17 protein-coding genes are annotated in these 25,013 nt (G+C 58.0%); 11 read left to right on the top strand and 6 right to left on the bottom strand.

Translation table 11 applies throughout. From position 1 onward, the window contains the following. On the bottom strand, positions 1-763 hold a 763-nt coding region (locus tag BSU04_RS13495), incomplete at its 3' end, for an oleate hydratase (protein WP_179258311.1). Between the two features lie 196 nt (positions 764-959). Between BSU04_RS13495 and BSU04_RS13490 the strand changes: the two genes are divergently transcribed. The 5 genes from BSU04_RS13490 to BSU04_RS13470 all read left to right on the top strand — a co-directional run bounded on the left by BSU04_RS13490 (position 960) and on the right by BSU04_RS13470 (position 8,092). Then, on the top strand, positions 960-2,462 hold the full coding sequence (locus BSU04_RS13490; RefSeq protein ID WP_089161063.1) for a basic amino acid/polyamine antiporter: 1,503 nt from the start codon (positions 960-962) through the stop codon (positions 2,460-2,462). A 66-nt stretch (positions 2,463-2,528) separates the two neighbouring features. After that, positions 2,529-4,874: an ornithine decarboxylase gene (gene speC, locus BSU04_RS13485; RefSeq protein ID WP_089161062.1), complete on the top strand. Its 2,346-nt coding sequence runs from the start codon at positions 2,529-2,531 to the stop codon at positions 4,872-4,874. 22 nt (positions 4,875-4,896) lie between these two features. Next, positions 4,897-6,120 (top strand): arginine deiminase, encoded by a 1,224-nt coding sequence (locus BSU04_RS13480; protein ID WP_179258310.1) that lies wholly within the window; start codon positions 4,897-4,899, stop codon positions 6,118-6,120. A gap of 27 nt (positions 6,121-6,147) precedes the next feature. Further along, positions 6,148-7,152 (top strand): ornithine carbamoyltransferase, encoded by a 1,005-nt coding sequence (locus tag BSU04_RS13475; RefSeq protein ID WP_089161061.1) that lies wholly within the window; start codon positions 6,148-6,150, stop codon positions 7,150-7,152. 10 nt (positions 7,153-7,162) lie between these two features. Continuing rightward, positions 7,163-8,092 carry a carbamate kinase gene (locus tag BSU04_RS13470; protein ID WP_089161060.1) on the top strand — a complete coding sequence of 310 codons (930 nt, stop codon included), beginning with the start codon at positions 7,163-7,165 and terminating at the stop codon, positions 8,090-8,092. Here the strand turns inward: BSU04_RS13470 and BSU04_RS13465 are convergent. The 5 genes from BSU04_RS13465 to BSU04_RS13445 all read right to left on the bottom strand — a co-directional run bounded on the left by BSU04_RS13465 (position 8,076) and on the right by BSU04_RS13445 (position 14,287). After that, entirely contained in the window at positions 8,076-8,948 is an 873-nt protein-coding gene (locus BSU04_RS13465; protein ID WP_089161069.1) for a slipin family protein, read from the bottom strand. The two genes, BSU04_RS13470 and BSU04_RS13465, sit on opposite strands and share 17 nt — an antisense overlap. 41 nt (positions 8,949-8,989) lie before the next feature. Continuing rightward, positions 8,990-9,496, bottom strand: coding sequence for a universal stress protein (locus BSU04_RS13460; protein ID WP_089161068.1), 507 nt, complete (start codon positions 9,494-9,496; stop codon positions 8,990-8,992). 240 nt (positions 9,497-9,736) lie between these two features. Next, positions 9,737-11,335 carry a bifunctional aspartate transaminase/aspartate 4-decarboxylase gene (locus BSU04_RS13455; RefSeq protein ID WP_089161059.1) on the bottom strand — a complete coding sequence of 533 codons (1,599 nt, stop codon included), beginning with the start codon at positions 11,333-11,335 and terminating at the stop codon, positions 9,737-9,739. A gap of 20 nt (positions 11,336-11,355) precedes the next feature. After that, positions 11,356-13,062 (bottom strand): aspartate-alanine antiporter, encoded by a 1,707-nt coding sequence (aspT, locus tag BSU04_RS13450; protein ID WP_089161058.1) that lies wholly within the window; start codon positions 13,060-13,062, stop codon positions 11,356-11,358. Positions 13,063-13,177: 115 nt separating this feature from the next. After that, positions 13,178-14,287 (bottom strand): asparaginase, encoded by a 1,110-nt coding sequence (locus BSU04_RS13445; RefSeq protein WP_256982675.1) that lies wholly within the window; start codon positions 14,285-14,287, stop codon positions 13,178-13,180. Between the two features lie 1,044 nt (positions 14,288-15,331). On the opposite strand from BSU04_RS13445, the gene BSU04_RS13440 reads away from it, so the two are divergent. The 6 genes from BSU04_RS13440 to BSU04_RS13415 all read left to right on the top strand — a co-directional run bounded on the left by BSU04_RS13440 (position 15,332) and on the right by BSU04_RS13415 (position 25,006). Beyond that, positions 15,332-19,774, top strand: a complete 4,443-nt coding sequence (locus BSU04_RS13440; RefSeq protein ID WP_306427192.1) for a chemotaxis protein CheB — start codon at positions 15,332-15,334, stop codon at positions 19,772-19,774. A 950-nt stretch (positions 19,775-20,724) separates the two neighbouring features. Further along, complete coding sequence (locus tag BSU04_RS13435; RefSeq protein ID WP_089161056.1) at positions 20,725-21,324, top strand: hemerythrin domain-containing protein; 600 nt, start codon at positions 20,725-20,727, stop codon at positions 21,322-21,324. A gap of 43 nt (positions 21,325-21,367) precedes the next feature. Then, the gene (locus BSU04_RS13430; protein WP_089161055.1) at positions 21,368-21,649 is read left to right on the top strand and encodes a hypothetical protein; all 282 of its coding nucleotides are present in this window, start codon (positions 21,368-21,370) and stop codon (positions 21,647-21,649) included. Between the two features lie 365 nt (positions 21,650-22,014). Further along, a complete protein-coding gene (locus tag BSU04_RS13425; RefSeq protein ID WP_089161054.1) occupies positions 22,015-23,397 on the top strand; it encodes an NAD-dependent succinate-semialdehyde dehydrogenase in 1,383 nt (460 codons plus the stop codon). Positions 23,398-23,424: 27 nt separating this feature from the next. Beyond that, entirely contained in the window at positions 23,425-24,615 is a 1,191-nt protein-coding gene (locus BSU04_RS13420; protein ID WP_089161053.1) for an NAD(P) transhydrogenase subunit alpha, read from the top strand. Between the two features lie 28 nt (positions 24,616-24,643). Further along, positions 24,644-25,006, top strand: a complete 363-nt coding sequence (locus tag BSU04_RS13415; protein ID WP_075357217.1) for an NAD(P) transhydrogenase subunit alpha — start codon at positions 24,644-24,646, stop codon at positions 25,004-25,006. Positions 25,007-25,013 lie beyond the last annotated feature (7 nt).

The raw sequence follows: 25,013 nt of genomic DNA, 5'->3' as shown, positions 1-25,013 counted from the left end.
GCGTTTCGCCGTTGGCCTCGTCAAGCACCAGATCGCTCACGCGCGTGCCGAACTGGAACTGGACACCGCGGTCGTCGAGCCATTTGCTCAGCGGCCGGACCATCGAGTCGTATTGGTTGTAGACCGTGCGCATGATTCCATGCAACTGGTTGAACCCCGACACCATGTGCACGAAGCGCAGCAGGTAGCGCTTGAATTCAACCGCGCTATGCCATGGCTGGAACGCGAAGGTCGTGCACCACATCAGCCAGAAGTCGGTCTTGAAGAAGGCCGGGGCGAAGTAGTCCGCTATGCGGCGGCGGCCGAGCAGGTGCTCCGGTTCAATCGCGAGGCGCTCGAGCGTGAGGATGTCGCTTTCAGTGAGCCCGAACTCGGGTTTGTCGATCCGACGACCGTCGCGTACCAGTCGAGACTTCGACGCAGTCTTCATCGTTTCATTCCAGTCCAGGATTTCCTGTGTGACCGTCTTGCTTTCGTCGAGCGTAGGGATCGATGAGAACAGATCAAACGTACACACGTACTTGCTCTCGAGCATGCGACCGCCGCGCAGGACATAGCCGTCTTGCGCCGAGCCCGCTGCGTCCAGGCTGCCGCCTGCTACGCCAAGCGCTTCGAGTATCGTGATATTGCGGCCAGGAACATCGGCATCGCGGATCAGGAAGGCGGCTGCGGCCAGCGATGCAATGCCGCCCCCCACCAGATAAAACTTGCTTTCTTCGGAGGAGAACGGCTTGGCCGTACCGTCCGCGTACGCACGTTGCATGGAATCACCCTGGTTGGGATCGGGTTGAGCGGTGTTGACCAATGAACAGTGAACCACCGCTTTGAAAGGTATCGGTCCCACTTAAACCGGGGTTGATAAAGATCAACGAGCGAGCTGATGCAGTCCCTATGCTGGATCGGGTCAAACGCCGAAGGGCGCTTGCAACGGCACACCAGCAGCAGGGAGAAAACACCTTATGGACCAGACGCATAGCAGTTTGCCGCTCAAGCCCGTTGCCGCCGATACGGTCGTTGCTCAACCCGCCGCTCAACCCGGAGGCCGCAAGCTGAGCTTGCCGCTCCTCACGGGTGTTGTGATCGCCTCGATGATCGGCGGCGGCGCCTTCAATCTGCCGCAGAACATGGCGCAGGGCGCAGGACTGGCGGCAATCGTGATCGCGTGGATGATCACGCTTGTCGGCATGTTCTTTCTGTCGAACACGTTTCGCACGCTGGCCGACAAACGCCCTGATCTGAAAGCGGGCATCTACTCGTATGCGAAAGAAGGCTTCGGCTCGTTCGCGGGCTTCGAGATGGCTTGGGGCTACTGGCTGTCCGCTGCTTTCGGCAATGTTGCCTTCGCCGTGCTGATCATGAAGACGGTCGGCTATTTCTTTCCGGTGTTCGCAGCGGGCAACACCTGGCCGTCGATTGTCGGCGCGTCGCTGCTGATCTGGGTCATGCATTTTGTCGTGCTGTATGGCGTTAAGCGGGCAGCCATCCTGAGCGTCATCTCGAGCGTATTGAATATTGGCACCATCACCGTGGCCCTGTGCGCGATGGCGGTGGCGATCAAGGGCGGCATGTTCTCCTACGACTTCTGGGGCGCTCAGGAGCATTTAGGCAGCCTCCTGGGTCAGGTCAAGAGCACGATGCTCGTGACCTTGTGGGTGTTCATCGGCATCGAGGGTGCTGTGGTGGTTTCGGACCGCGCCAGCAAAACCTCGCAAGTAGGGATCGCGACTTTTCTCGGCCTGACGGTCTGCACGATCCTCTATTTCCTGTTGTCGGCGTTGCCGTTCGGCGTGATGCATCAGGCGCAACTGGCGGGGCTCGCTTCACCGTCGGCAGCTTATGTGCTGAAGGCAGCAGTGGGCGACTGGGGCGCGGTGTTCATCGTTGTCTCGCTGCTGGTGTCGCTTCTGAGTTGCTGGCTTGCCTGGACCATCCTTGTTGCGGAGTTGCCGTTCGAAGGGGCGAAGGACGGTGTATTCCCCAAGTTCCTGGCCAAAGAAAACCGTCACCATGCCGCGGCGCCGTCGCTGTGGGTATCGAGCGCGACCATGCAGCTCGTAATCTTCGTGGTGCTGTTCGCGAACGACGCCTGGATGTGGCTGATCTCGATTACCGGGATCATGATCCTGCCGCCGTATCTGGCGAGCACGGTCTTCCTGTGGCGCTACGCGACGCAGTCGAAGTACGCACCGACCGCCGGCGAAACCTCAAAAGAATCGATCTGGACCGGCGTGTTGGCGACTGTCTATTCCCTCTGGCTCGTCTATGCCGCGGGACTGCAGTTCCTTCTGATGTCCACCATTCTGTTCGCACTCGGCTTCCCCGTCTTCTGGTGGGCACGGCGTGAACATGCGGCTGGAGAGCGTGTGTTCACGGGACGTGAGGCATCGGTCGCGGGCGTGCTCGTGGTCGTGGCGGGTGTGGCTATCGTCCTGTTCAGCCGGGGCTTGGTAAAGATCAGTTGAGGTGGTGAACGACTCAGTATCGGGCCCAATACAAGGCCCAATACCGCGCCCAATACAAGGATCAAGATGATGTATGACCAGATGTTCGGTTTCCTGTTTTGCTGTGCGTTGCCCTTGCCACCCGCGTTGCCGTCGTCACGCTTTCAGCGACTCGTCGATGAACTTGGACGCTTGGGGTATGCCACCACGGTCACCCTTACGGTGGGGGAAGCGTCCTCCGCCATCCGCAGCGAGGCTGCGGTTGGCTGTGTGATCGTGGAATGGTCGCTCACCGAATCTGAGACGGACGTTGAGGCTTTCGTGCGCTTTGTCCGAGAGCGGGGTCTGGACGTACCCATCTTCATCCTGGTCGAGCGCCATCTGCTCGCGGAGATTCCGGTTGCGGTGCTGGGGCATGTGACGGGTTATGTGTTCATCGAAGAGGATACGCCTGAGTTCGTCGCCCGCAACCTGGTGAGTCATTTGCGGACGTACGCGGACTCGCTCAAGACGCCGTTCTTTGGCGCGATGGTCGATTACGCGGAACAGGCGAACCAGATGTGGACCTGTCCGGGCCACAACGGTGGCGTGTTTTACCAGAAGAGTCCGATCGGCCGCGCGTTCGTCAAGCATCTGGGCGAAGCGGTGTTCCGTAACGACCTGGATAACTCCGTCGTCGAACTGGGTGACCTGCTGGTTCATGAAGGCCCCGCGCTCGCTGCGCAAAAAGCGGCAGCGCGGATCTTCGGCGCGGATCGGACTTACTTCGTGCTGAACGGTACGTCCACGTCCAACAAGATTGCATTGACCGCACTCGTGACACCGGGTGACCTGGTGCTCTTCGATCGCAACAATCATAAGGCGGCACATCACGGCGCGCTGCTGCTCGGCGGGGGCATCCCCGTCTATTTGCAGACGCAGCGCAATGCGCACGGGATGATCGGTCCGATCGACTACGACGCGCTCGACGAAGACCGCATCCGCGACGGCATCCGTTACAACAAGCTCATCACCGATCCCAAGGCGTGGCAGCGCGAGCGGCCGTTTCGTGTTGCGGTGATCGAGCAATGCACCTACGACGGCACGATCTACAACGCGCAAATGCTGATCGAGAAGATCGGGCACCTGTGCGAATACATTCTCTTCGACGAAGCCTGGGCCGGTTTCATGAAGTTCCATCCGCTATTCAAGGGACGTTTCGCGATGGGCATCGAGGGACTGGATGCCAACGCGCCGGGCATCCTTGCCACGCAGTCGACGCACAAGCAGCTCGCCGGCTTCTCGCAAGCGTCGCAGATCCACGTAAAGGACGCGCATCTGGATGGCCAGCGTCGCCAGGTCAGTCACCGGCGCTTCAACGAGACTTTCATGCAGCACTCGTCCACGTCGCCGTTCTATCCGTTGTTCGCCTCGCTCGATGTGGGCGCGCAAATGATGAAGGGCCGCTCCGGCGAAGTGCTGTGGGACGATACGATCAAGCTCGGGATCGAGATGCGCAAGAAGATCCGTGCGCTGAAACACGACTACGAAGCCACCGAGACGGACCCCGCACGGCGCTGGTTCTTCGATCCGTTTGTTCCTGACAAGGTCACGGCCACGAGCGGCATGCAACGCTGGGAAGACCTGTCAACGGACGAACTTGCGAGCGATCCGCGTTACTGGGAGCTTGCGCCGGACGCGAAATGGCATGGCTTCGGCCACCTCTCGCCCGGCTACGCGATGACGGACCCGAACAAGCTGACGCTCATCACGCCCGGGTTCGATCGAAGCACCGGCGAATACGCGGAGCACGGTGTTCCGGCAGCGGTGCTCGCCGAGTTCCTGCGCGAACGGCGCATCGTGCCCGAGAAGAATGACCTCAATAGCATCCTGTTCCTGCTGACACCGGGGCTGGAGTCGAGCAAGGCGGGCACGCTCCTTTCGGCACTGGTGCGCTTCAAACAATTGCACGACGAGAACGCGCTTCTCGACGATGTCATCCCGACCTTCGTCGCTGCCCATAGCGAGCGTTACGCGGGAATCGGCCTGCGCGATCTTTGCGCCGACATGCATGCGTTCTATCGTGAGCGCAATGCAAGCCGCCTGCAACGCGAGCAATTCCGCGCAGCGCACTTTCCCGAGATGGCGATGACCCCGCAAGCCGCCATGCACGAACTTGTGCGCAACAACGTGGAGCTGTTGCCGATCGACGAGATCGAGGGACGAATCGCGGCAACACTCGGTCTTGTTTATCCGCCGGGTATTGCGGTGGTGGTATCCGGCGAGCGCTACACCGAGCGCGCGATGCCCACGCTCGATTACTTCCGGATGTTCGAGGAAGGCGGGAACCGTTTCCCTGGTTTCGAGAACGAGATCCAGGGAATCTATAGAAAGAAGGAAGCCGACGGCAGCGTGCGGCTCTATACCTACGTCGTTAGTGGTCGAAGAGCATGAAGACATTGAGGGGGAATCACTGATGGCTCTAGGCGTTCATTCGGAAGCGGGCAAGCTGCGCACGGTGATGGTCTGCCGTCCGGGTCTTGCACACCGGCGGTTGACCCCCGCCAACGCGGCATCCCTTTTGTTCGACGATGTCATCTGGGTCGACAAGGCGATCGAAGACCACGATGTATTCACGGGAGCGATGCGCGAGCGGGGTATCGAAGTATTGGAGTTTCACGATCTGCTCGCAACGATCTGCGGCGACCCGGTCGCGCGCGACTGGATTCTCGATCGACGCATTGTCGAGGAGGAAGTCGGCACGGGGATGCTGAAGGAGTTGCGCGCGTGGCTCGAACAGATGCCGGCGGCACAACTGGCCGAGGTGCTGGTCGGCGGCGTGGCGAAGGCCGAAATGCCCTTCGACGCCCGCGGCCTTTTTGGCGGCTACCTGGAGCAATCGGACTTTGTGATCCAGCCGCTCGTGAACCTGATCTTCCAGCGCGACACGAGCGCGTGGATCTACGGCGGCGTGACGGTTCACCCGATGTATTGGCCGGCGCGCCGCAAGGAAGCATTGCTGGTCGCCGCGGTGTACCGCTTTCATCCGCGCTTCGCCGGTAAGGTGAACACCTGGTGGGGCGACCCGGATCGCAACTTCGGCGTGGAAACCATGGAAGGCGGTGACGTCATGTCCATTGGCAACGGCGTGGTGCTGATCGGCATGGGCGAGCGCTCGAGTCCGCAAGCGGTCACGCAGGTCGCGCGGCATTTGTTTGCGGGCGGCGGCGCCAAGCGGGTGATCGCTTGCGAGTTCCCGAAGCGGCGCGCCTCGATGCACCTGGACACGGTGTTTTCATTTCTCGATATCGACTTTGTCAGCATCTATCCCGAGGTCGCCGACGAGATCCGCTGCACCAGCCTGTATCCGGGTGATGCACCCGGCGAAATCCACTATGAACGCCATAACGCCAAGTTCCTGACGGTCGTGAGCAATGCCCTCGGGGTGGGTTCACTGCGCATCCTGACGACTGGCGGAGATGCATATGAAACCCAGCGTGAACAATGGGACGATGGCAACAACGTGCTGGCGCTTGACCGGCGCATGGTGATCGCGTATGACCGCAACACTTACACCAATCGCAAGATGCGGCAGGCGGGCGTGGAGGTCATCGAGATCCCGGGCGGGGAACTCGGACGTGGACGGGGTGGCACGCATTGCCTCAGTTGCCCGATCGAGCGCGATGCTATCGACGCCTGAATCCCCTCTAATTCTCAACCGGATCTCATCGTGTTCAATGTACATAACCGTAGTTTCCTGACGCTGATCGAATACACGCCACGTCAGATTCGCTACCTGCTCGACCTGTCGCGAGATCTCAAACGCGCCAAATACGCCGGCACGGAAATCGCGCGGCTGGTGGGCAAGAACATTGCGCTGATCTTCGAAAAGACCTCGACGCGTACGCGTTGCGCATTCGAAGTTGCGGCCCATGACCAGGGCGCCCATGTCACCTATATCGATCCGGGCGCGTCGCAGATCGGTCATAAGGAGTCGATGAAAGATACCGCCCGCGTACTTGGCCGCATGTACGACGCGATCGAATACCGGGGCTACGGGCAGGAGATCGTGGATGAACTCGCCAAGTACGCAGGGGTACCCGTGTACAACGGGCTCACTGACGAGTTCCACCCGACGCAGATGCTCGCCGACGTCCTGACCATGCACGAATTCAGCGACAAGCCCATCCATGAAATCAGCTACTGCTATATAGGCGATGCCCATAACAACACGGGCAATTCGTTGATGATCGTGGGCACGAAGCTCGGCATGGACGTACGTCTGTGTGCGCCGCGCCGGTTGTGGCCGCACGATGATCTGATCGCGCAATGCCGCACGTTTGCGGCGGCTAGCGGAGGTCGTTTGACGCTAACGGAAACACCGGCGGAAGCGGTGAAGGGTGTCGATTTCATTTATACCGACGTCTGGGTATCGATGGGCGAGCCGTTCGAAAAATGGGGCGAACGGATCGAGGAGCTGCTGCCCTTCCAGGTGAATGCGTCCTTGCTTGCGGCCAGCGGCAATCCGCGTGTGAAGTTCATGCATTGCCTGCCTGCGCTGCATGACACGAAGACAGAAATTGGAAAGCAAATCGGCGATAAATACGGCTTGCTGAATGGCGTGGAAGTGACAGACGACGTATTCGAGTCGGACGCATCGATTGTCTTCGAGCAGGCAGAAAACCGCCTCCACACGATCAAGGCTATTCTCGTCGCTACGCTGGCCGAGTGAGGAGAACGCAATGCTGATGGTAATCGCATTGGGTGGTAACGCGTTGCTCAAGCACGGTGAGGCGGTCAGCGCCGAGGCACAGCGCAACAACGTCCGGATTGCTGCCGCGCAGCTCGCGAAGGCAGCGGCCGGCAACGACCTCGTGATCGTGCACGGCAACGGACCACAGGTTGGCATGCTCGCGCTGCAAACGAGCAGCTTTCCGCTAGATGTCCTCGATGCGGAAACGGAAGGCATGATCGGCTACATGATCGAGCAGGAAATGCGCAACCTGCTGCCTGCAGGACGGGCTTGCGTGAGCTTGCTGAGCATGGTTGAAGTGAGCGCGTCCGATCCGGCTTTCGAACACCCCGACAAACCGATCGGGTCCAGGTACACGGTCGCCGAAGCGGCGGTGGCATCGCAGGGAAAGGGCTGGACCATGGCTGCACAAGGCGACAAGTTACAGCGTGTCGTACCGAGTCCAAAGCCGGTGCGCATGCTCGAGATAGAGCCCGTGCGCTGGTTGCTGGAACACCGTTGTGTGGTGATCTGCGCCGGAGGCGGCGGGATTCCGGTAGTCGCTGACGCACAAGGGCAGCATCGCGGTGTCGAGGCAGTGGTCGACAAGGACCGCAGTGCAGCGATGCTCGCGGCTGAACTCAAGGCGGATCTGTTCGTCATCGCGACAGACGTGCAAGGGGTTTATCTCGACTGGGGCAAGCCGTCGTTGCGCTTGGTCGCGCGTGCGACTCCAGCAGCGCTTGGCGAGCTGGCTTTCTCGGCTGGATCGATGGCGCCAAAGGTCGAAGCGGCGTGTGATTTTGCAAGCCGCACGGGTCGGCGCTCGGTCATTGGTGCGTTGAGCGACATCGAGGCAATGATCGCCGGCAATGCCGGGACATCTATCGATGTAACGGCGACTGGCATTGAAGGGGCGGTCGCTACGCAGCCGTCTTGATGAGCGGCTTGACTTCTGCACCGGGCAGATCACGTCCGGCGATCGCAAGCGCGAGCGGCGGATTCAGGCTGTCGACCATTGAGGTAGGCATGAGGATGGTCGCCCCGCGCTCCTTGGTCGTTTCGTAGATGATGTTCATCGCGCGCAACTGCAGCGCACCCGGTTGAGTCTCGTACACCTTTGCCGCCTCGACAAACTTCGCCGCAATTTCCGCTTCCGCCGAACCCAGGATCACGCGGGCTTGCTTTTCGCGCTCGGCCTGCGCCTGGCGCGACATCGCATCCTGCAATGCCACTGGGATTGCCACATCGCGAATCTCGACGGAGCCAACGGTCACGCCCCATTCTGCCGTCTTTGCGCCAATCTCGTCACGCAGTTGAGCATCCGCTGCCCGGCGGTCCGACAGCAGCGCCGCAAGCATGGATGAACCGATCATTTCCCGTAGCGATGTTTGTGCTACCCGGTCGATCGCCTGCCGATAATCGGTGATGGCCAATGCCGCTTTTTCCGCGTTGTGGATATGCCAGAAGATGATCGCGTCGACGTTCACGGGTACTGTGTCTTTCGTGAGCGCTTGCTCGGCATTGAACGAGGTGGTCTGGATCCGTTCATCGATGACAGCAACTACGTTGTCGATCACCGGGATGATCATGAAGAATCCTGGTCCCTTGACGCCCTGCAACTTGCCAACGCGTAACACTACGTATTTTTCCCAGGCGTTAGCGACCCTCACCGACAAGAAGACCAGCGCGGCTGCGATAAAGAACAGCGGAGCCAGCCACACACTCACAAATTCGCCGGTAGCCAGCCCGGCAAGCACCAGTATCAACGCAAGGAATAGGGTGATGGGATTCATGATGGTCATTTCCTGAAAGGCTACCGGCCACGACTACTCAATCAGGTCGGATGTTCGATGGATTCCGCTGCAGCAGGCGTCGCGGCATTATGGGCGCCCGGATGGGGCGCAGGAACGAGCAGGACTGGACACGTTGCCATTCGCACGAAGCGCTCGGCAACGCTGCCGAGCAAGAGCCGCTGGAAGCCTCGGCGCCCGTGGGTACCCATCACCACAAGATCGGCTTTCAGCTCGTCTGCCGCGACCAGCAGGCGTTGTGCAATGCCGTCGCCATACAGGTCGACCTCGGCGATCCGCGCGACGCCTCTGGTTTTTTGCAGATGCATTTTCGCGAGCGCTTCGTTCGTAACTCGCGTTCCTTCTTTGGTCAACGCAGCGCGCAGGATCGACGGATCGTAGCCGGGGGCGTCGTAGACCATCAACGGTGCGTCGATGATGTACACGGGCTGCAGTTCGGCGTCGGTATCGCGGGCGATCTGCAGGGCTGCGTCGAGCGCCAGGATGGACGTCTCGCTTCCGTCGATTGCAACCAGGATGCGCTTATACACGGTGTTCTCGCTTCGGTAATACACAATGCTTGCAGCCGCGATGTTCGATGCATGCGGGCGTTGCGTGAAGGTTTCCATAGACGAGCGTAGCGCTTGGAAGCGCCGCAACGCCAGCCTCGGAAACTACTCAGGCAGCGACCCGTGACGACTTGCGTCCATGTCGGTCGCCGGCCGAAAATCGTGTGACGAAGTGAACCGCCGTCTGGCGGTTCCGGGAAAAACATGCCAATTCGCGGTGTACTAACGCTTCACTGCCTTCTCGTAGTCTTCGCGGTATTCGTTCAAGATCTGTCGGGTAAACTTCCCGATCGCGGCGTACTCGATATCGGTCAAATTTGCGAGCGATACCCTGGCCGAGGTATCGACAACTTCAAAGCCGTTCCCAGGTAATAAGACTACGCCTGTCTCTTCTGCGAGACGGAACAAGAAGTTAGTTCCGAGATTGCTCTTGATAAACCACGCCTCGAAGGCGGGCCCGTAGAGCTTGCCGCCGATCTCCTGGAGGTCGATCAAGCTGTAATAATTGACGTCATTAGCATCCCGTTCCACCTTCACTCCCATCTCGCGGTAAAGCGTTTGATGCCTCTTGCGTATGAGTTGTTTGGCCGAATTCTTATAGTGATGGTCCCGGTCCATGAGTCCGTTCAGCGCGAACAGAGCCATCTGCAACTGTTGCGGCACAGAGAGCCCCGCTGTGTGGTTCAATGCGACGGCGCGACTGTCGGCGACCAGACGATCAATGAACCGCAGTGCCCGAGGTTCAGTCGTAAGCGTGGAATAACGCTTGTCGAGCAGTTGTTTCTGCGGTTCTGGCAGCTTTGCAAGGGATGCGTCGAAGACATTGTCATCATGTACGCCAATGGTGCCCAGGCGCCAACCCGTCGCGCCAAAGAACTTGGAAAACGAGTACACACAAAGCGTGTTGTGTGGGCATTTGGCAAACAGGGAAACGAAGTCATCTGCAAACGTCCCGTAGACGTCGTCGGTGATAATCATCAGATCCGGGCGATGACTGGCGACAAGCCCCGCTAACTGATCCAGCGAGGCATCCGATAGCTTTGTCGACGGTGGGTTGCTCGGATTGACGAGGCAGAAGAGCTTGACAGCCGGGTCCTTCAGTTTGGCGATCTCGGCTTCCGGGAATTGCCAGTCAGCGTGTTCGTCCATCCGGATGTCGACTACCTCTAGCTGGTAATCGCTTAAGACGGGAATCTCCAGGTACGGCGAGAAAATCGGCGTTGCGATAGCGATCTTGTCTCCAGCCTGAATCAGGCCATTCTCGTGAAGCGTCTGGAAGATATAGGCCATCGCGGCCGTTCCACCCTCGGTGGCGAACAGGGAGAAGTCCCCGCTCTTCGGCTGGGCACCGAACATCTCCTGAGTGAGATACGCCTTGACGATCTGTTCCGTGTGTTCAAGCATGCGCGGCGGCGTGGGATAGTTGCAACCGAGGAACGCACTCACCATTTCATAGAGAAACGAATCACGGTCGAGGCCGAGCTGATCTTTGACATAGGAAATTGCGGAGCGCAAGAAGATAACGCCGTCAGTTTGTCGATGATCGTTAGCGTAGGCTTCAAACCTTTGCACGATACCGTCATGTTCGGGAAGACCGCCGAAGCCGCTGTTTAAATAGGAATATGACCGTTCCGATTCTCGCAGGGAAAAGTCACCCAGGCTCAGGAACGCCCAACGCGGCAATGTTGCGAGGAAATTCGGATTCCCCCGGCCCGCGTTCAGCATGATTCGCTGTGCATCGGATGAAGCAATCTCGATGAGCCGGTCCTTAAGTTCAAACGGGCTCAGACCGGAAAATTTACTATAGTCTTGCTCTGCCATGATGGTCTCGCCTAAAAGTTTTAGCCTGCGTTTTTCGAAATAATGCCGACAATGACCGGTCCCCACAGCGTGAGGAAGACGTTGGCAACGGCGTAGGTGACGGTGAAGGAAACGACCGGCGTGGCATTGCCTGCCTTGGATAGCAATGCCGCAAACGCGGGATTAGCGCTGCGGCCGCCTGCGACGCACGCCAGTGCTTCAATTGGATTTCGAATGCGTAGAACGAAGTAGGAGAAAAAGAACGTGACGATCTGAGGGATAAGGGTGACGGCGACGCCGAGCAGCAGCAGGGTCAAACCATATTGCCGAATCGCGACCAGTGCTTGGGGACCTGCCGCAATTCCCACAATTCCGACAAAGACGGCAAGCCCAAAGTCGCGTAAAAAGTTCGAGGCCCCGATTGGTAACGCCGCGAACTTCGGATGGACACTGCGAAGCCACCCGAAGAGCAATCCTGACAGCAGGCAGCCGCCGCCGCTTCCGATCGATACGGGCACGCTCCAGAGCTTGAACTGGATCAGTCCGATCAGCATTCCAAGTATCATGCCGAGGCCGAAGAATACGAAGTCGGTAACGGATGCCGCCGTAATCTTGTAGCCGATCTTTGGCTGCACGCGGTTGAGATCGGCAGAGCTGCCGACGAAATGCAATTCATCGCCCGTTTTCAACTGAAGGTTGCTCAGCAAGGGCAGGTCGCGTCCCATGCGCTTGGCCGCCGTCAGGAAAACACCGTGACGGGTGGCGACATTTATGTCGTCATGCATGTTGCCCAATTCCCGGCCAGTCATTTCACGATTGGTCAGGATGATCTCTCGACTCTCAAGCACGACTGCCATATCGGGCGGCGCGACGACTTCAGGACCAAACATGCTGGAAGCAGCGTCCATGACTCCCACCGCGCCGCTGATCGCGACGCTGTCGCCAACCTGGACCAATGCCGTGTCGGTGACGTCGAGCACTTTGCCCCCGCGATAGATTGCTTCGACCGCTGCATCCGGAAGCTCGGTATCGATCGCCAGCGCGGTTTTCCCAACAGCGGTACTTGCCTTAGAGATTTCAAAGAAGCGTGTATTGACCGGGGCAATAGCGTTGAATTGCCCAGGGTCGAGTTCGGCCTTGCCGCCCGACAAGAGTTTGGCGAGCTTAACCGCTTCTTGTCGGATATCCCACTTCATCACCATTGGCAAAAACCACGTCACCATGATGATTGGGCCAAGCGAGCCAAAAATGTAGCAGACGGCGTATCCGACCGCGACGTTGGTTTGCATGGTTTTTATCACTGCCGGCGCCAGTCCCAGCCGGCCAATGGCGTCACCAGCTGTTCCAATGATTGCAGACTGCGTCAGGCCGCCGGCAGCCAGTCCCGCGGCCATTCCCCGGTCGAGCCCGAAAGCCCACGCTGCGACGAGAACGCAAAGGAGCCCTGTCACGCACATGACGACTGCAGACGCCAACTGGTTCAACGACCGTCTGTTCAGCGCGTGAAAGAATTGAGGACCACCCTGAAAGCCGACCGCATAGATGAACAAGGCAAAGAAGATTGCCTTGATCCCTGCGTCAATCTGTATGTTCATTTGGCCGATGACCACGCCCACCAGAAGCGTTCCGGCGACACCGCCCAGCACGAAGCTTCCGATTTTGATCTTGCCGACCAGATAGCCAAGCGCGATGGTCGCAAATAGCGCGAGAAGCGGCTCCTCTGTGAACAAGTGTTTTAGGATTTCCATTGCTATTTTTTCCGAAGAGTCGTGGCTGTCGTTGATCGTTTGGGGGAGGGCGAGTCGCTATCGTGACTCGCCGCTGCGGCTGTCCGACTGCCGCTGATGTTGCCCTGAGGAGGCGTTACCAGGTGGCTGAAAATTGCTGCTGCATTTGGGCGGCGGACGTTACCCCGTTAGCGATGAGAAGCTGCGTGAGAATGCGCGCCTTCTGAGGATTTAAGTCCAGTGAGACGATGAAACCGCTTTTGTCGTCGTCAACCTCGACATTGCGATTCACAAATCCGGATCCAACGCGCGTCGAGCGGACGACTACAACGCCCTTCTTGACTGCTCGTTCAAGTGCGGCAAGCGCAGCTATCGATGTGTTTCCATCGCCGACACCCGCTAAAACTATGCCCTTCGCGTTGTTGGCGACGGCGTCGTCTATTTGCACGCCGTCCATATTGCTATGTCCGTAAATGATCTCGACCCTTGGCAACGTCCCCGCTGCAGGCAGGGCTAGCCCGGCATAGTGAGGCGCATGCTGGCTGGTCATGAATCGCACACTCGCCGGGTCGACATAGCCTATCGATCCGCTGTCCGGAGACCGAAACGTTTGCACGCTCGTGGTGTTCGTCTTCGTTGCCCACCTTGCACCTTCGATCCTGTCGTTGAGGACAATCATGACGCCTCGACCGCTCGCCTTGTCGCAGGAGGCAACTTCGACGGCTTCATAGAGATTGTTTGGTCCATCGGCACTAATGGCATTGGACGGGCGCATCGATCCGACAAGAATGACGGGCTTGTCAGTATGAAGAACCTTGTCGAGGAAGAAGGCAGTTTCCTCGAGTGTGTCGGTGCCGTGCGTGATGACCACCGCATCTGCCTCGTTCTTATCGGAAATCTGTTGAATGCGTCGTGCAAGCTGAAACCAGACCGTGTCGTTCATATCCTGCGAACCAATCGATGCGACTTGCTCAGTCGAGAGACGGGCTAACTTATCAATCCCCGGAACAGCCTTGATGAGCTGTTGGGCGCCGACACTGCCTGCGTTGTATGCGTCGGCGGCGCGAGGGTCGGATTGGCCTGCGATCGTTCCTCCCGTTGCTAAAACGATGACGCGAGGCAATGTGGACAATCCGCCTGAACCCACCTTGGCTGTGACCGGACACGTTGTGGCTGGTTCCTCTGCTTGGGCGCAGGTCGAAAGAAGGGCCGCGGCTGTGCAACTCACCGCTACGAGCGCTTTCACTATCCGATGGTGCGCCTTCAATGCAAGGGGGCTTTTTAACGAGCGCATTTTCCGGAATCCTAAAGAGCATAAAATTGGTGGTGCGCGATTCCGCATCTCGGGCAACTATGGGGTGGCCGTGTTCGGAATGATCACGCCTGGATGAAGAAAACGGTAGGGTCGGAAATTACTCAGAACCGTTAGCGGGAGCGCACTGTCATTTGGCAGAATGGAAGCCCGCCGGTGTGGGAACCCTTGAATGCCAGTGGCGCGGGGAGCTCGCGGTTGCGTCGCGAGCCTGGAGGCAGCGCGCCAGAGATAGTGGCATCCGTAAAACTGTCGTCACATGTATGGCGACAAACGTTGGATCTGACAGATAAAAATGCGCCTGAGTAGTTTCCGACCCTTTCGTCTGCAACGGGACCGGATCATCATAGCTGCAGTATGGGAAGCGGCATTTCCGTCGTCAGATAGCGCTGAGAGATTGCGATACTTGCGGACACATTTGTGCGTCGATCTTGCGATCAGCTAATCTGTCGATCTTTTTAATCCAGCGGGGATGTTTTTTGCTAGAGGATTCTTGAATTGTGAATGAAGCGCAGAAAAATAGCCATCTGTCGCATTGAGTTTCAGCGTGAACGCAGCAGTCTGTTGGATCGGCAAAGAGTGAAGCGGCGCACAGCCGCGACATCTCCGACCCGGAACGCTAACCTGAGACCGCGACAGCAGTGAGATAGGCGAGTACGATGATTGAAATGAATGCAGAGGCCGTTACACGATTACCCATCTGTGTACACTCCTGAAATCCGAAAAAATACGCTGATCTGGGCTCGGTTTATGCGTTAGCCAAGGGGAATCCCGATTAGTTTTTGCAATCGCGTGATTGTTCTCCAATCGCGCATATCTAAGCGCGTATAGACCCGTGGTCAACGCGAAGTCGCTACGGCTTGCCGCCTGGGGGATCGTCGAATGCCAGGGATCTGCAACTTACGCCCGCTGACCGGCTTGCATTTGTAAGCCTGAAGGCTCGGGGAGCGCTGGCCGCTTCGAAACAATTCTCTCCGGATGCACAAGATGCCTGCAAGTATCGTCCGTCAGGCTAGCCTCTCTCGACCCAGGTCGAATCGCAAGCCACTTTCAAACGCTGGTCCTGCTGCTAGGAGCGACAAACTTTTTGTCGTCGGGATCGGCGCATCGGCGGGTGGGCTCGACGCGTGCCGTAAGCTTGTCGAAGCGTTGCCGCCGAGAACCGCCACAGCATGGGTCTTTGTCCAGCACCTGGATCCGGCTCACGAAAGCTTGTTGGTGAGCTTGCTTACCGGTCATACACGGATGACCGTCGTGCAAGCGGCAGATGGTATGTTGATTGAGCCGGAACACCTTTACATTATTGCCCCTGGTACCTATCTATCCGTCGCCAACGGAGTGTTACGCAGTTCGATTCCACAAGCACGTCACGGCGCGCGGCTACCCTTTGACTTCCTGCTGCATTCACTCGCGAAAGAGTATGGCCCACAGGCAGCGTGCGTTGTCCTGTCGGGAACTGGCGCGGATGGAAGTCTCGGTTTGAAGGCGATCAAGGATCAAGGCGGAATGATCATTGTACAGGATCCGCGCGAGGCGGGATCCGATGGAATGCCGCTAAGCGCGATTGCCACCGGCGCGGTGGACCGGGTGCTGCCGCTAGCAAAAATCCCGGAAGCGCTTATGGAGTACCGGCGGCGGATGCCAAGCCGGGATTTGGCTGGCGAGGAGTCAGGCCAGGGCACTGGGTCGGCCTGGCTGGCTCCGATTATCGAGTTGTTACGCACCAGAACCGACCACGATTTCACGCTCTACAAGCGCGGTACGCTGGAGCGTCGAATCGAGCGCCGCCGCGCAATGGCCGCAGTCGAGACGCACAACATGGCTGGATACATTGCGGTTCTTGCTAACGACCCTGCCGAACTGGAACTTCTCGCCAAAGACATCCTGATTAACGTCACGCAATTTTTTCGCGATCCCAAGGTTTTTGATTTGCTGGCGAAAACCGTTGTGCCCGAGCTCGTCCGCCTCCATGCGCCGGGTCGGGATATCCGCATCTGGATCGCGGGGTGCAGCACGGGGGAGGAAACCTATTCGCTTGCCATGCTTTTTCTCGAGGAGATCGCGGCCTCGAGGAGCGGCGTCAAGCTGCAGGTTTTTGCCTCGGATGCCGATCCGGATGCCCTTGCCAAGGCTCGCGAAGGTCTGTATCCAGAGGGCATTGAAGCGAATGTCTCACCCATTCGACTTGCCAATTTCTTCCTCAAGGAAGGGAGCAACTATAGGGTATTGCCTGATCTGCGGTCGATGGTGGTGTTCACTGCCCATGACGTGCTCGCAGACCCGCCATTTTCCAGGCTTGACATGGTCTCGTGCCGCAATCTGCTTATTTATCTGAATCCCGAAGCCCAGACAAAGGTCGTGTCCCTGTTCCACTTCGCCTTGCGCGACGGCGGCATTCTTCTGCTCGGCAGTGCCGAGACTGTCGGAAAACCCGATGGCCGCTTCGAGATTCTTTCGAAGTCAGAACGCATTTATCGGCATACCGGTCACGGCAGGTCGCACGACGTCGGCTTTTCGATGAACTCGACCAACGCAGTCCGTATTGCGTCCCAGCATGAGCGGGGACGCGCCGTCTCCCGGCAGTCCGCCATGGCGGAGCTGTGCAGGCGGCTGGTCATACAGTCGCATGCGCCGGCCACCGTCCTGATCAGCCGCGATCACGAGTGCATTTATTCCGTCGGACCCACCGACCGGTATCTGCATGTCGCCTCGGGCCCTCCCACTCAGGACATCCTGGCAATGGCCGCGCATGAGGTGCGCAGCAGGCTCAGGCTTGCCATCCAGCGTGCGAGGCAGGGAAATGCGCGGGTCGTGGTGGTGGGGGGCACGACGCAGCAAAACGGCAACGTGGTGGGTTTCAAGCTGGACGTCCAGCCTGTCTCGAACGATGGCGAGGAGATGTTCCTGGTTTCCTTTGTCGACGACCCGCATCACGACCATCAGAACAGGAAGGTCATTACCGGCACGCCGGAGGACATGCCTCGGGTTGCAGAACTTGAGAGCGAGCTCGAGGCGACGAAAGCGGAGCTCGCGAGTGCAATTCGAAGCCTCGAGATAATCACTGAAGACGATAAGGTGGTCAACGAGGAGGCGTTGTCGGTTAACGAAGAATACCAATCGACCAACGAGGAGCTGCTGACATCGAAAGAGGAATTGCAAGCGTTGAACGAGGAGCTGACGGCGCTCAACAGCCAGCTACAAGAGACGCTGGAGCGGCAACGCACGACCTCTAACGATCTTCAGAATGTCTTGTATAGCACCGAGGTAGCCACGCTTTTCCTGGATATGCAGCTCAATATCCGCTTTTTCACCCCGGCGACGAGATCGCTGTTCAATGTTCTCCCGGGCGACATAGGCCGGCCGTTGCGGGATCTCAGTTCGTTGGCCGCAGATGATGATCTTATTGCCGACACGCGCACCGTACTGGCGACATCTGTCCCGTCCGAACGTGAGATACAGACGCAAACAGGCATCTGGTTTATTCGTCGGATCTTGCCGTATAGAACGGACGATAACCGGGTGGAGGGCGTTGTCATTACGTTTGCGGACATTACCGAACGTAAGTTGGTAAAGAATTCATTAAGGGAGGCCAAACAGCTTGCAGATCAGGCCAATAACGCCAAGTCGCGATTCCTGGCTGCGGCGAGTCACGACCTGCGCCAGCCGCTGCAAGCGCTTGTCCTCCTCCAAGGTTCACTCGCGAACGCAGTGGAAGGCGACGTCGCCAAGAAGATGGTCGAGCGTCTCGAGCATATACTGAGCTCAATGTCCGGCATGTTGAACGCGTTGCTGGACATCAACCAGATCGAAGCCGGAACTGTTCATGCGGAGCTGGTTAGTTTTCCGATTGGCGAGCTTCTTGATCAAATGAAGGATGAGTTCAACGACCGCGCGCTCCCGTCTAACCTCACCTTCCGTGTTGCCCCCTGCAGTCTCTTGATTAAAAGCGATCCGCATTTGCTGATGCAGGTGATCCGCAACCTGCTGTCCAACGCCTTCAAGTACACCAAGCGGGGGCACGTGTTGTTAGGTTGCCGCCGCAGAGGCGATAGACTTCGCATCGAAATCTGGGACACAGGTATTGGCATTCCGAATGATGAGCTAAAGGCAATATTCGACGAGTACCATCAGTTGGACAATGCAGCGCGTGAACGTAGCCGGGGCTTGGGTCTTGGCCTGTCTATAGCAAATCGTCTGGCCGATCTCCTGGGCGATCGAATCACGGTGCGCTCTCAGCCTGGCAAGGGCTCCGTTTTCTCGATCGAAGTCGCGCTTGCACCGGTCGAAGCGAGTGGACCGACGAAGGACGATGATGCGTGTATCGGCGAAGTTTCAATACCCGAGCCGAACGCACACCACGGCTCAATACTCGTTATCGAGGACGACCCTGAGGTGCGAGACTTGATTGGATCGATACTCAAGGCGCAGGGTTATAACGCAGGGACGGCATCGGACGGTGTAGAGGGGTTGGAACTCGTGCTACAGCACGCCATGCAACCCAACCTCATTCTGGCGGACTACAACCTGCCCGGCGGCATGAATGGGCTTCAGATTGTCGCCGGCGTTCGCAAGATCGCCCGATGGGAGATCCCGGCAATCATCTTGACGGGTGACATATCGCTGGAGACGCTGCGCGACATTGCCCAGGGGAAATGCCTTCACCTTAACAAGCCGGTGAAAGTGGGTGATCTCATCAAGGCGATCGAAGGCCTCATGGATACTTCGCGCCATTCAGTTCCGCAGCAGGCTTTACCGCCCGCTACGCGGCCAGCGGGACAAACGTCGGCCATCGTGTACATAGTGGATGACGACCAATACGTCCGCACGGAAATTCGGCAGGTCCTTGAAGACGACAACCGCACCGTCGAAGATTACGAGTCCTGTGAGGCGTTCCTGGAAGCCTACAAGCCGGGGCGAGAGGCATGCCTGCTTGTGGATGCCTATTTGCCCGGTATGAAAGGCGTCGACCTCCTCAAGCTCTTGCACGACCGGGGAGACCGGTTACCTGCAATCATGATCACGGGAAACAGCGACGTACGAGTGGCGGTGCAGGCCATGAAGGAAGGCGCTTCAGACTTCATTGAAAAACCGATCGGCACGACCGAGTTACTCGAAAGCGTGGGGCGTGCGTTTGAACAGTCACCGAATTCGCAAAAGCTCTTTGCTTGGCGAGAAGCTGCGGCCAGTCACATCTCGGGCCTGACACCGAGACAACACCAGATAATGGATCTCGTGCTTGCGGGATGCCCTAGCAAAATCATCGCAGCGGACCTTGGCATCAGCCAGCGTACGGTCGAGAATCACCGGGCGTTGATCATGAAGAAAACCGGCTCGAGGTCTCTGCCGGCTTTGACCCGCCTCGCACTTGCGGCACAGTTGGTGCATGCCAATAGTGTCGACGACCCGTCTTCCAGTAGTTAGTAGGGGTCTGCGTCGCAGATAGCCGAGAGGTTGGTAGAGACGACGCTCTCTCAGGCTGCGCGGCATTGCTCAGCCGTTTCCCGAACGGTTGAGCACATCGAGTCACATTGACAAAGGAGGCCCGCGGAGAATCCCCGGTCTTATTTTGTGCCGTTACGCTTGGACACCGCTCTGCGAGGTTCGAGCATTTCGTGCCCACGCAAAAAGAGAGCCGAGAAGAATAATGCTGTCATACCACCCAAGATGCCCCAGATTGGTAGTGCCATGGTTGTACTCCTTGTTTTGTGATTATAGGTTGACGCGTTTGCACTGTGCAGAACAGCACCTCCCGCGACCAAACGATGAAACCATCGCGGTCCTATCTGATCAATGTAATCCCCAAAAAATTGCTTGGGCAGGATCGGAAACTACTTAGTTTGCCGAATCCAACGTGGCGAAATCAAACGACCTCGCAACCGGAGACGGCCAGATCATCCGCTGGTCTTGCAAAGATCCAGCAATTAAACCTGCGCTTATGTGGCAGGCCCCGAGCCGGGGAATCGCTGGTGCCGTTGGTGCTGGAAAAGCTGTGAATCACGGTGCTGTACCGTCTTACGCAGGCCGAAAACTGTTCATCCAAGAGTGTCGTGGGACGTCGGTCTGAGTAGTTTCCGAGTCTACCTTTTGTTGCGCATTCGGCGCTATTGTGAGGGCGAGTACACAGACGTTTATGAGCTCGTATTCATGCTGCGGCTCCGAGCGAGTGCAACGCTTACGGCAACACAGACGATGTCTCGGTCGACCGTTTAACCAAGACCGATACCTGGTGCCCTAGCCGATGCGTAACGTGAGGGGGCGTACCCGTCCGATGAAAACTATCCAACTTGTTGCTAGGATTCGTTGGCCAAGTGCGGGCGAAGCTTCCATTGTCGTATCAAGACAAAGAACGAAGAAATAGGGGATGGCGCGCCATGTCCAAAGTTATTGAAAGGCTGATTACGGAACATTCGAGGCTCACCCGAGTGGTGCGCCTGCTCAACGACCAATCAAATCTCCGGACTGATGCAACTGCGCCAAATATCGGACTACTTGTCGATGCGCTTTGTTATCTGACGCGCTTTCCCGACGTGACCCATCACGTGCTGGAGGATCGTATGGTCGAGAGGCTGCTGGCAAAGAAGGCGCTCCCGGTCGAGTTCGGGCACGAGATCGAGGCACAACATACGAAGTTGATCCGGGATGGACTCGATTTGCTGAGGGATTTGGAGGCGGCAACCCGAGGAGAGAACATGTCGCAGGAGCTCGTCGACGTTCGGGTCGGGCTCTATGCCGAGCGACTCCGGCACAACATGGCCATCGAGGAGTTGACGTTGTTCCCGGCAGCCAGAAAGAGCCTCGACGAAGAAGACTGGCACGCGATCAAAGACATTGGCCTGCAGGGGCGGGCGGACCCGCTTTTTGATGGCGAGGTGGACGAACAATTTTCTCAACTGTATCGGGTCATTACAGAGGAAGCGACGAACGTGCACGCTGATCCCGCTTCTGGACGGGGTTCCCGGCGCAATGCTTGAATCGCCTCCGTCTTACTCAACGCGTAAATCTCGGGAGACTGTCATGTCAAAGCAAGTTTTTACTGCCGAACAAATTCGCGAGGAAGTGCTTAGACGCTTGATTCAAGGGGCTCCCGCGCCCCGCGATGGTTCGCAGATTTTCGTCTCGTTGCCAACAGCCCATTCGCTCGATGCTGAGGCGCGGAACTGGGATATGAAGAAAGAGGATTACGACCCTCAAGATACCTACGTGAGACGGGTGATTGAGGAGGCTCGACGAGACTTTTTATTATCGGATTCCGCCGAACGAGACGAAATATTAGGTGACTCTTTCGCGCACAGCTGAGCTAGCAAGGATGGGCGCTTTTTTTGAATAAGCTCTACGGCTTAAATGGTACGCTGCCGTGCCCAAATTCACGTCGTTGCGCATTGCCGGTAAGCCCGCATATGTACTGAGTAGTTTCCGAGGCTGGTTTCGGTGTCGACACAGCCTATGATTGAGCATCAATTCAAAGGTCGGCGTCGAAAGATGCCGCTTTCTTGAAGCGGGTGCGGCGGCCACGCCATTCGTAGCGTGGCTTCACTAAGCCCAAATTTAACGTCTCAATAGCTAATAATTAGTATTACGGACGTAATTATAAAAATTGCTTAAACACACTTGATGTCATCTCCCTGACCTCCAGAACACTTCTACCTGAAGAGAGCAAGACAATGGCCTACCAAAGCGTTAATCCCAGCAACGGTGAAGTCCTGAAGAACTTTGATCAACTGAACAACTCACAGCTGGAACAGTCGCTCGCTGCCGCCGAATCATGCTTCCAGACCTGGAAGCACACCACCTACGCGGAGCGTGCTGTGATTGTAGGGAAGGCCGCGGCGCTGATGCGCACCCACGTTGATGATTTTGCAAAGCTCGCGACGCTGGAGATGGGCAAACGAATTGATGAGGCGCGTGGTGAGGTGAAGTTCAGCGCCGACATCCTGGCTTACTACGCCGAGCATGCTGAAAAGTTCCTGGCACCAACCAAACTACATCCTAAAGTCGGCGCAGCCCACATGGAAAGCAGTCCGTTTGGTGTGCTCTTTTGCGTGGAGCCGTGGAACTTTCCGTTCTATCAGCTTGCGCGTGTCGCCGGACCGCAACTGATGGCGGGCAACACGCTGGTGGTCAAGCACGCGGGCTGTGTGCCGCAATGCGCCATTGCGTTCGAAAAGCTCTGGATCGATGCAGGCGCACCTAAAGGCGCTTACACCAACCTGCTGATCTCGCATGAACAGTCCGAGAAAATTATCGACGATCCGCGGATCAAGGGTGTGGCGTTGACAGGCAGTGTCGCGGCAGGCAAGAGTATTGCGGCCCAAGCCGGACAGAACCTCAAGAAGACGTCGATGGAGCTTGGCGGCAGCGACGCGTTTATCGTGCTTGACGACGCTGACCTTGAGAAGACCATTCCGTGGGCAGTATGGGGGCGGATGTACAACGCCGGCCAAACCTGTTGCGCCGCGAAGCGATTCATTGTTCTCGATTCCATCGCCGACAAGTTCCTCGAGAAGTTCAAGGTCGCTCTCTCGGCCCTGACGCCGGGCGACCCGATGGACGAGAAGACCACGCACGGTCCCTTATCGACCGAGGCAGCGCTGGTACAACTGCTCAAGCAAGTCGACGAGGCGGTGGCCAGCGGCGCGAAACTGGTGATGGGCGGCAAGCGTATCGACAGGCCCGGCTCGTTCATGGAAACGACGATTCTCACGGATATCAAGCCTGACAACCCGGCATTTCGTGATGAGTTCTTCGGCCCGGTCGTCTCGTTCTTCCGCGTCAAGGACGAGGCTGCGGCGATCGCTCTTGCGAACGACTCCGACTTCGGACTGGGTGGCTCCGTCTTCACCAAGGATGAGGCGCGTGGCAAGCGTGTGGCCAGCCAGGTCGACACCGGGATGATGTTCATCAACAACATTGACTGGTCCGACGCCGAACTGCCGTTCGGAGGCATCAAGTATTCCGGCTACGGGCGTGAGCTTGGCAACATGGGGATTCAGGAGTTCGTCAATAAGAAGCTGGTTCGCACCGCTGATCTGAACGCTCCGGCCTGACCACGACTCGCCACGGGAAACTCCGACATGTACATCAACGTTGCCGTGCTAAAGGAAACACAGGCACACGAGCGCCGGGTGGCGCTCGTGCCCGCCATCATTCCTAAACTGATCAAGCTGGGTGCGAAACTGCACATGCAAACTGGCGCAGGGGCGGCCATCGACCTGGTCGATGCGGCCTTCGAGAACGTGGTCTTCATGGCTGACCGGAACGCATTGGTCAGGGATGCCGACGTCGTACTTGCTGTTCAACCACCCGCGCTCGAGGTGATCAATGCGATGAAGGAGGGCTCGATCCTGGTTTCCTTCATCTATGCGCACAACGAGCCCGCACTGGTGAAGCGTTTGATCGAGAAAAAGATCACCTGCTTCGCGATGGAGCGAGTGCCGCGCATTACCCGCGCGCAAGCAATGGACGCGCTCTCAAGCCAGGCGGCACTCGCCGGATACTACGCGGTACAGCTTGGCTCCACACATCTGGCGCGCGTGCTGCCGAAGATCACGAGTGCGGCGGGCTCTCTCGGGCCGGCCCATGTACTCGTGATGGGAATGGGCGTGGCGGGACTCGAAGCCATCGCCACGGCTCACCGGCTAGGTGCGATCGTCGAAGGCTACGACGTGCGCCCCGAAACCGAAGAGCAGGCACTGTCATTAGGCGCCACGTTCGTGAACACCGGCGTCGATGCGCGCGGAAAAGGTGGCTATGCCCGCGAGCTAAGTGCAGAGGAAAAGACCAAGGTCGGTGCGGTACTGACGAAACATATTCAGGCAGCCGACCTGATCATCACAACGGCCGCGATTCCGGGTAAGGCTTCGCCCAAGCTGATCAGCCACGAGCAGGTTGCTGGCATGAAGGCCGGCGCTGTGATTGTGGACCTGTCAGCTGAGGGCGGCGGTAATTGCGAAGACACGCGCCCCGGCGAGACGGTGAAATTGGGAGGGGTGACGATTGTTGCTCCGCTCAACGTACCTTCAATGCTCGGTGAGGACGCGAGTGAACTGTATGCGAAGAATCAGTACAACCTCCTTGCGTTGATCATGAAAGACAACGTGATCGAAATCGACTGGAGCGACGAAATCCTCGCCAAGACGGTTCTCACGCATGCGGGCGAGAACAAAGCTTCCGCGAGCAAAAAAGAAGACAAAGGAGACAAAGCCGCAAGACCGGACGCGCCGGCCGCACGGCCGACGAAATCGACACCGGCCACATCCAGTTAGACATCACGAGCCGACAGAGGACACACGCATGGACTTCCAGATCAGTATCTCAGGCTTCGTCGCCCTCTACATCTTCATGCTTGCCGCGTTCGCGGGTTGGGTGATCATCGGGCACGTGCCGGCTATCCTCCATACACCCTTGATGTCGGGCTCGAACTTCGTGCACGGTATCGTGGTGGTGGGCGGGATCTATGCGCTGCTGAATGCATCAACGGTGCAGGAGCAGGTGATTGGTTTTTTCGCCGTGCTGCTGGGTGCGGGCAATGCCGCGGGTGGCTATGCCGTTACCGACCGCATGCTTGCGATGTTCAAGACAAGCGGCCCTCCCGCGAAGCATGCCGCCCACGGCAAGACCGCTCGCGTGAAGTCTATCCACGCAAAGAAGCAGTGAGGACGCC

The organism is Caballeronia sordidicola, assembly GCF_002220365.1.
Taxonomy (GTDB): Bacteria; Pseudomonadota; Gammaproteobacteria; order Burkholderiales; family Burkholderiaceae; genus Caballeronia; species Caballeronia sordidicola_C.
Note: the sequence above shows the minus strand (reverse complement) of the source record. Positions and strands in the feature narration are given on the sequence as shown.